Origin of the sequence: uncultured Mobiluncus sp. (genome assembly GCF_947087965.1) — a bacterium.
In the GTDB taxonomy this organism is placed as follows: Bacteria; Actinomycetota; Actinomycetes; order Actinomycetales; family Actinomycetaceae; genus Mobiluncus.
On record NZ_CAMUES010000012.1, the window covers coordinates 1 to 7338 of the forward strand.

Consider the following 7338-nt stretch of genomic DNA (forward strand, 5'->3'; position numbering starts at 1 on the left):
CAAAACGCTCACCCCCCAGCCTCTCGCTGAGTCGCCCCCCTGCTCCGGTCGCGCCCGACACACCGGTCCGGGTCGTGTTTGGTGGTAAAGGGGGAGATTTGGGCTGTGGCTGCCATTATTGGCAGCTACAGCCCAAATCTCCCTAGTTATCCACGCCAGGGAATCTAGCGAGCGTGCATGAATGACCGATTTCGGTTCGGTTTGGCGCACCTTGATTCAGTTGAAAACGGGTCTACCAGCGGTTTTGCAAATGTGCAAGGGTGCTGTGGTGCGGATTTTGGTTTGAAATCGGTCGTTCATGCAGATACCCTCAGCCGGGGCTGCAATTGGCGCGTTATCCGCCCATCTGGCAAGGTCGGGCAATCCTCCCGCCCCGCGGGTCAATCAGCCGACAAGTCCAGGCAATCACGGATTGGCGCCAGTTTTGCCCCGGTTTCCCGCCATTCAGTTTCCGGGTCGGAATCCGCCATGATGCCCGCCCCGACCCAGGCCTCCACGCCGAGCGCATCGAGCTGGGCACATCGCAGCGCCAAAGCCAACTGGCCCCCGCCCTGGGCATCGACCCAGCCCACCGGCCCGGCGTAACGCCCGCGATCCGCTTCAAACCGGGAAATGAACCCTTGCGCAAACTCCCGCGGCAGTCCGCACACCGCAGCCGTGGGGTGAAACTGCGCGACCAGGTGCAACAGCGTCTTGCCCGCCGGCACCCGCAGGTGCAAATCCGTGGCCAAATGGGTCAGATTCGGCAGCTGTAACAGGTAGGGCCCGCTCGCCTCCAAATCGGGGTCGATGCGACGCAAAGGCTCGGCCACCGAACGTAGCGCCACCTGGTGTTCCGCCAGGTTCTTGGCCGAGTGAGCCAAATCCACGTCCTCGCCGGGTGTCGCCGTGCCCGCCAAAACTCGCGAATGCGCCCGTCCTGAGGCAGCCTCCAGCAGCATCTCCGGCGTGGCTCCGACCAGCCCCCCGACATTGAAAATCCAGCAAGTCGGGTAGCGTTCGCGCAGGCGGGCAGCCAAAGCCCCGCCGGCAGCCCGCGCCCGTTCCGCGCCCGCCTCCCCAGCGAACTCGAAGCGTGCCGGGCGAGCCATCACGATTTTCTCCGCTTTGCCCTCGCGGATAGCGCGCACGGCGGCGGCGACGTTTTCCTGGTAAGACGTTTTTCCCACTACGGCGGCGGGTCGCGTTTGCAGGGCATCTTGGCGCTGGCGGTGGGGAAAGTTTTTAATCCAAGCAATGGCGGCCCGATACAATCGGTCCGCTCTAGGCTCATCGGGACTCGCGGCTTGATAAGCCACGGTAATCCACGCTCCTTGGGCATCGCTGCCCACCAGGAATGACGGCAGGACAAACACCGGGGTTGCCGCGCTATTAAAACCAAAGGACGCGAAAGCCACCGGGCCCGTGCCGCGTCGCTGCACCGCATCAAACACCCGCGCGTGGCGTCCCACCAGGTACCACGCCGCGCCAGCCCGATCCAGGTCCGAGCCGTCCTCCCAATGCCAGGCCGGCGCAAAGTCCTGACCGGGAAAATCACCTAAACCCGGCGCTGCCAACGTGAGGGGGGCGCCTTGTGCAGGGGGAGAAGCAAAGAAAAATCCGTCCGTGGGGAGTGTCGCGGCCTCCATCGAGACCAGATCCGGGGACAAATCGCGGTCAAGGGCGCGAGTGTGGACAATCAGCACCTATCCATCCTAGATTCCCCCGCCCAGCGCCCAAAACCAGCAGGGCGGCGTGCAGGTAGGTTCCCGACTCGGCACTACGCGCGAGGGTGCAAAATCTCTCACCGGGCGCCCTCCCTCGGCAGGGACCCAAGTCCCAATAAGAAAACCCTTTTTTTCCTAAATCGAATCCCCGCTACGGGCCGCATGCCGCCAAAAACCCGGAGAAGCTCGGTGATAATCCAGCATTCCGTTCAAAATTGACTGAGCTAGGGGAAAAACTTGTAGGGTGGAGCTGGCAACTCGCCTGGGAAGATTTTGCTGGTTACTGTGCCGGCAGGCAGCTCGGGTGTTTCAAAGATGGAGAAGCTATGAACGTTTACGTAGCGCTGCTGATAATGCTGTTAGTAGCCGGGTTGGTGGCCTTAGCAGGGGTTTTAGCCGGTTATCTGTTCGGCCCTACGAAGCCAAACCGCGTTAAGAATGCCAACTATGAATGTGGCTGTGACCCCACTGCGAATCGTGGAAACCAGGCGCGTTTCCCGGTTAAGTACTACCTAACCGCCATGATGTTTATCATTTTCGACATCGAGGTGGTTTTTCTATACCCCTGGGCGATTTCCTTTTTCCAGCAGGGAAAGTTCGGCATGTTCGTCATGATGACTTTCGTGGAATTGCTGGCAGTTCCCTTTATCTATGTGTGGGCCCGTCGCGGCTTTGACTGGAACTAAACCGTTCCAAGTATTTTGGAGGAAACCATAAAATGTTGGATCAAGATTCTGACGGCTTGGCAGCGTTGCCGGAAAAGCTCACTGATTTTGCGCGCTCCCTCTCGATTTGGCCCGTCACGATGGGTTTGGCGTGTTGCGCTATTGAGATGATGGCGACCGCGGCTTCGCGTTTCGATATTGCCCGTTTCGGTTCGGAGGTGTTCCGCTCCTCTCCGCGTCACGCTGACGTGATGCTGGTTTCGGGTCGGGTCTCGCACAAGATGGCCACCATCATGCGCAACGTTTATGACGAGATGGCCGACCCAAAGTGGGTCATTTCCATGGGGGCTTGCGCTTCGTCCGGCGGCGTGTTCAATAACTACGCCATTGTCCAGGGCTGCGACCACGTGGTGCCGGTAGACATCTACCTGCCGGGCTGCCCGCCGCGTCCGGAAATGTTGCTGGGGGCGTTGCTGAGCTTGCGTGACCACATCAAGGTCGATCCTTTGGGTAAGAATCGTGAGGAAGCCATCCGCAAGGCGGAAGCCGCGGCGCTGCAGGCGGCCTCGTTGAACGACATGAAGGGACTGATGGCGTGAGCGAAGAAACTCAAGATTTGCAAGCCGCCCCGGAGGGTGAACTGGAGCCGAAGCTGCCCCAGTACGCCAATCCTCGCGGTGAATCCCTGGGGGTGCGTGACAATCCGTTCGGGGTTCACGGCACCGGCGATACCTCCGGTTACGGCCAGTTGCATCGGGAAGTCACGATGCCCGGGCAGTCCCCGAAGCCTTACGGGGGCTGGTTCGACGACTGCGTGGACTACCTGGAGGAAGATTTGCGTGAGGCCGGGGTGGATCCTCTCACTGCCATAGACCGGGTCGTCGTTTCCCACGGTGAGCTGACGATTCACGTCGCCCGCGAACACTTGGTGAAGGTCGCGAAAGCGCTACGTGACGACCAGGACTTGCGCTTTGAGCTGTGCATGGGCGTGTCCGGGGTACATTACCCGCACGACACCGGACGGGAACTGCACGCCGTGTACCACTTCATCAGCGTGACCCACAACCACAACCTGCGCATCGAGACTGCGGCCCCCGAAGATGACCCGAAAATCCCCTCCATCGTGGATATTTACCCCGGAAACAACTGGCACGAGCGGGAAGCCTTCGACATGATGGGCATCATCTTTACCGGCCACCCGGCCTTGACCCGGTCCCTGCTTCCCGACGATTGGGTCGGACACCCGCAGCGTAAGGACTACCCGCTGGGCGGGATTCCAGTGCAATTCAAGGGCGGCACCGTCCCGCCGGCTGACACGCGGAGGAGCTACAGTTGAGTACCGAAACTATGAACCCAGAGGCAAAAACACAAAATGTTCATGCCCCGGCGGGAGCTGGCGACTACGTGCCGGGAATGCCGGAGTTTTCCGTTCAGGACGGTGAATGGGCCGCGATGGCTGCGGACCTCGAGTCGGCTCACAATGACCGGATTGCTGTCAACTTGGGCCCGGTGCACCCCTCCACCCACGGCGTGCTGCGCGTCATCGTGGAGCTGGAAGGCGAAACCATTAAGGATTGCCGTTTGGGTACTGGCTACCTGCACACCGGTATTGAAAAATCTATGGAATACCGCACTTACAACCAGGGCGTGGCCTACTGTACCCGCATGGACTACGTGGCGCCGTTCTTTTCGGAAGTCGCCTGGTGCTTGGCGGTCGAAAAAGCTCTGGGCGTAACGGATCAGGTGCCTCGGCGGGCCAACGAAATCCGGGTGCTGTTGATGGAGCTGAACCGGATTGCTTCGCACCTGGTCGCCATCGGCACCGGCGCGAACGAATTGGGTGCAACGACCATGCTGACCACCGGCTTTCGGGGTCGTGAAGAGATCCTGCGGATTTTTGAGCACATCACCGGCCTGCGCATGAACAACACCTATATGCGTCCCGGCGGCGTCTCGAACGACCTGCTGGACGACACGGTCGACATGATTCGTGAAAAGCTCCCGCTGGTCAAACGCGACATTGGCGAGATGCAGGACTTGATTATGGCCAACCCCATCTTTATTGGCCGTATGAAGAACGTGGGGTGGTTGCCGCTGTCCACCATGATGGCGCTGTCTCTGACCGGTCCGTGTCTGCGGGCGGGCGGTTTGCCGCTGGATATGCGCAAGTTGCAGCCCTACTGCGGGTACGAGACCTACACTTTCGATGTTCCCACCCGCGACCATTCCGACTGCTACACGCGTACCGAGGTGCGTTTCGAGGAAATGTACCAGTCCCTGCGCATTGTGTACCAGGTGCTGGATCGTTTGGAGCAAAGCGAGGGTGAGCCGGTCATGATTGCCGACCCGAAGTTCGCTTATCCCTCCAAGCTGACCATCGGCGCGGACGGCCAAGGCCAGGACCCGGAACACGTCTCGCATATTTTGGGACATTCGATGGAGGAACTCATCCACCACTTCAAGCTGGTGACCGAAGGGTTCCGAATCCCGCCCGGTCAGGTGTACACCCAGATTGAACACGCCAAGGGCATCCAGGGCGTGCACCTGGTGACCGATGGCGGTACCCGCCCTTACCGCGCGCACTTCCGTGACCCCTCTTATGCAAACCTGCAATCTGCCTCCATGATGTGCGAGGGTGGCTTGATTTCTGACTTGGTGGTGTCAATCGGTTCGATTGACCCGGTGTTTGGAGGTGTGGATCGATGAAACCGTATCCTGAGGACGTCAAAGCGCGTCTGGTTCGCGAGGGTCGAGAGATTATTGCTCGCTACCCCGAGGGGCATTCGCGTTCGGCTCTGCTGCCGTTGCTGCACCTGGTGCAGTCCGAGGACGGCTTCGTGTCCGCCAACGGTATCGAGCTGTGCTCCGAACTGTTGGGGATTAGCCCCGCGGAAGTTTCGGCTGTCGCCACGTTCTATACCCAGTACAAGCGCCGTCCCAACGGGGAATACAACGTGGGGGTGTGTACCACATCGCTGTGCGCCGTCATGGGTGGCGACGAAATTTGGGAAACCGTGTGCGACCACTTGGGCATCGGTAACGGAGAAACGACCGCGGACGGGAAAATCACCCTGGAAGCGATTGAATGTAACGCCGCCTGCGACTTTGCCCCTGTAGTCATGGTGAACTGGGAATTCTTTGATAACCAAACCCCGCAATCTGCCGTGAAACTGGTCGACGACTTGCGTGCCGGCAACCCGGTGCAGCCGACCCGCGGCCCGAATCACGTCCCGACCTTTAAGGAAAACGAGCACCTCTTGGCTGGTTTCGAGGACGGACTGGCCGATGAGGGCGAATCCGCCGGGGTTCCCACCCTGCTGGGCAAGCGCATCGCTGCGGAAAAAGGTTGGGGAATCCCCAGCGACCCGGGCTGGTCCGCTCCCGAAGCGAAGGAAGGTGAATAGTCATGAGTGAACTGAACCTGACTGACATTCCTGGTGGCGAGGTGCCGCTGACCCCGATTTTGTCGGATATGTGGGGCGTGGACCGGTCTTGGACCCTGGAAGCCTACCGGGCTCGCGGGGGCTACAAGGGTCTGGAAAAGGCCAACTCGATGGATCCCGCTGATGTGTTGGCTGCGGTCAAGAACTCGGGGTTGCGCGGTCGTGGTGGCGCGGGCTTCCCCGCGGGTTTGAAGTGGTCGTTCCTGCCTCCCGATGACGGTTTGCCGCGCTACCTGACGGTGAACGCTGATGAGTCTGAGCCGGGGACCTGCAAGGATATTCCGCAAATCATGGCGAACCCGCACGCCCTCATCGAGGGAATGGCGATTTGTTCCCGGGCGATTCGCTGCGAACACGCTTTCGTGTATCTGCGCGGAGAAGTGACCCACCCGCTGCGTCGACTGCTGGCCGCTATCCGGGAAGCAACCGAGGCGGGACTGCTGGGCGACCTCAAGATTACCGCCCACTCCGGGGCAGGAGCCTACATCTGCGGTGAGGAAACCGCCCTGCTGGATTCGTTGGAGGGTCGGCGTGGACACCCGCGGTTGAAGCCGCCGTTCCCGGCCGCCCAGGGGCTGTATGCTCGTCCCACCGTCATCAATAATGTCGAGACGATTTCCCAGGTCGCCGGCATCTTTAAGTACTCGGATAACTGGTACGCCTCGATGGGTACGGAAAAGTCGAAGGGGCACGGTATCTTTTCGATTTCCGGCCATGTGGCTCACCCCGGCCAGTTCGAGGCGCCCTTCGGCATTACGATGCGGCAACTCTTGGGATACTGCGGCGGAATGCGCTCCGGTCATGACCTGAAGTTTTGGGCGGTAGGGGGTTCCTCGGCGCCTATCTTTACGCCTGAAGAACTCGATGTTCCCCTGACTTATGAGGAAGTCGCCACCGCCGGTTCGATGCTGGCTACCCGCGCTATTCAAGTGTTTGATGAAACGACTTCGGTCGTGCGAGTCATGACCCGCTGGGTGGACTTTTATCAGCATGAATCTTGCGGCAAATGCACCCCGTGCCGGGAAGGCACCTACTGGATGAAGCAAATCATGCACCGCCTCGAAGCCGGTAAAGGCGAGGTTGGTGACGTGGACAAACTGCTGTCGATTACTTCCGAGATTGGCGGGCGTTGCTTCTGCGCGCTGGGCGACGCAGCCATCACCCCGGTGAAGTCCGGCATTGAACGTTTCCGTGAAGAGTTTGAAAAAGGCTACACAACCCCGGCTTGGGAGTTGTTCCCCTACGAACGCAGCGTGTACTACCACGAGGCATCGGGCGAGGCAGGTAAATAAATGAGCGACGAAGTGCAAATGGTCAATATTAAAGTTGACGGTAAGCCCCTGGAAGTGCCCAAAGGCACCCTGGCGATTCGGGCTTGCGAGATGGCCGGAGTGTACGTGCCGCGCTTCTGCGACCACCCGTTGCTGAAGCCGGTGGCGGCGTGCCGCGCGTGCCTGGTCGAGGTAGCCATGCCCAACCGGCAGGGTGAAGTCGCCAAGATGCCCAAACCGATGCCGGCCTGCT

8 protein-coding genes are annotated in these 7338 nt (G+C 60.2%); 7 read left to right on the plus strand and 1 reads right to left on the minus strand.

Going from position 1 to position 7338, the window contains the following annotated elements; translation table 11 throughout:
• Positions 1-380: 380 nt before the first annotated feature.
• Positions 381-1685 carry an isochorismate synthase MenF gene (locus Q0V70_RS09580; protein ID WP_297591256.1) on the minus strand — a complete coding sequence of 435 codons (1305 nt, stop codon included), beginning with the start codon at positions 1683-1685 and terminating at the stop codon, positions 381-383.
• A gap of 347 nt (positions 1686-2032) precedes the next feature.
• On the opposite strand from Q0V70_RS09580, the gene ndhC reads away from it, so the two are divergent.
• The 7 genes from ndhC to Q0V70_RS09615 all read left to right on the plus strand — a co-directional run.
• Positions 2033-2392: an NADH-quinone oxidoreductase subunit A gene (ndhC, locus tag Q0V70_RS09585; RefSeq protein WP_282921015.1), complete on the plus strand. Its 360-nt coding sequence runs from the start codon at positions 2033-2035 to the stop codon at positions 2390-2392.
• 32 nt (positions 2393-2424) lie between these two features.
• Positions 2425-2970: an NADH-quinone oxidoreductase subunit B gene (locus Q0V70_RS09590; RefSeq protein ID WP_282921016.1), complete on the plus strand. Its 546-nt coding sequence runs from the start codon at positions 2425-2427 to the stop codon at positions 2968-2970.
• Positions 2967-3707, plus strand: coding sequence for an NADH-quinone oxidoreductase subunit C (locus tag Q0V70_RS09595; RefSeq protein WP_297591260.1), 741 nt, complete (start codon positions 2967-2969; stop codon positions 3705-3707). Before Q0V70_RS09590 ends, Q0V70_RS09595 begins: the two co-directional genes overlap by 4 nt.
• Positions 3704-5077 (plus strand): NADH-quinone oxidoreductase subunit D, encoded by a 1374-nt coding sequence (locus Q0V70_RS09600; protein ID WP_282921018.1) that lies wholly within the window; start codon positions 3704-3706, stop codon positions 5075-5077. Before Q0V70_RS09595 ends, Q0V70_RS09600 begins: the two co-directional genes overlap by 4 nt.
• The gene (gene nuoE, locus Q0V70_RS09605) at positions 5074-5775 is read left to right on the plus strand and encodes an NADH-quinone oxidoreductase subunit NuoE (protein ID WP_282921019.1); all 702 of its coding nucleotides are present in this window, start codon (positions 5074-5076) and stop codon (positions 5773-5775) included. The genes Q0V70_RS09600 and nuoE overlap by 4 nt, the downstream gene beginning before the upstream one ends.
• Before the next feature lie 2 nt (positions 5776-5777).
• On the plus strand, positions 5778-7106 hold the full coding sequence (nuoF, locus tag Q0V70_RS09610) for an NADH-quinone oxidoreductase subunit NuoF (protein WP_297591266.1): 1329 nt from the start codon (positions 5778-5780) through the stop codon (positions 7104-7106).
• Positions 7107-7338: 2Fe-2S iron-sulfur cluster-binding protein (locus Q0V70_RS09615; protein ID WP_297591268.1), on the plus strand; the 232-nt coding region annotated here is incomplete at its 3' end.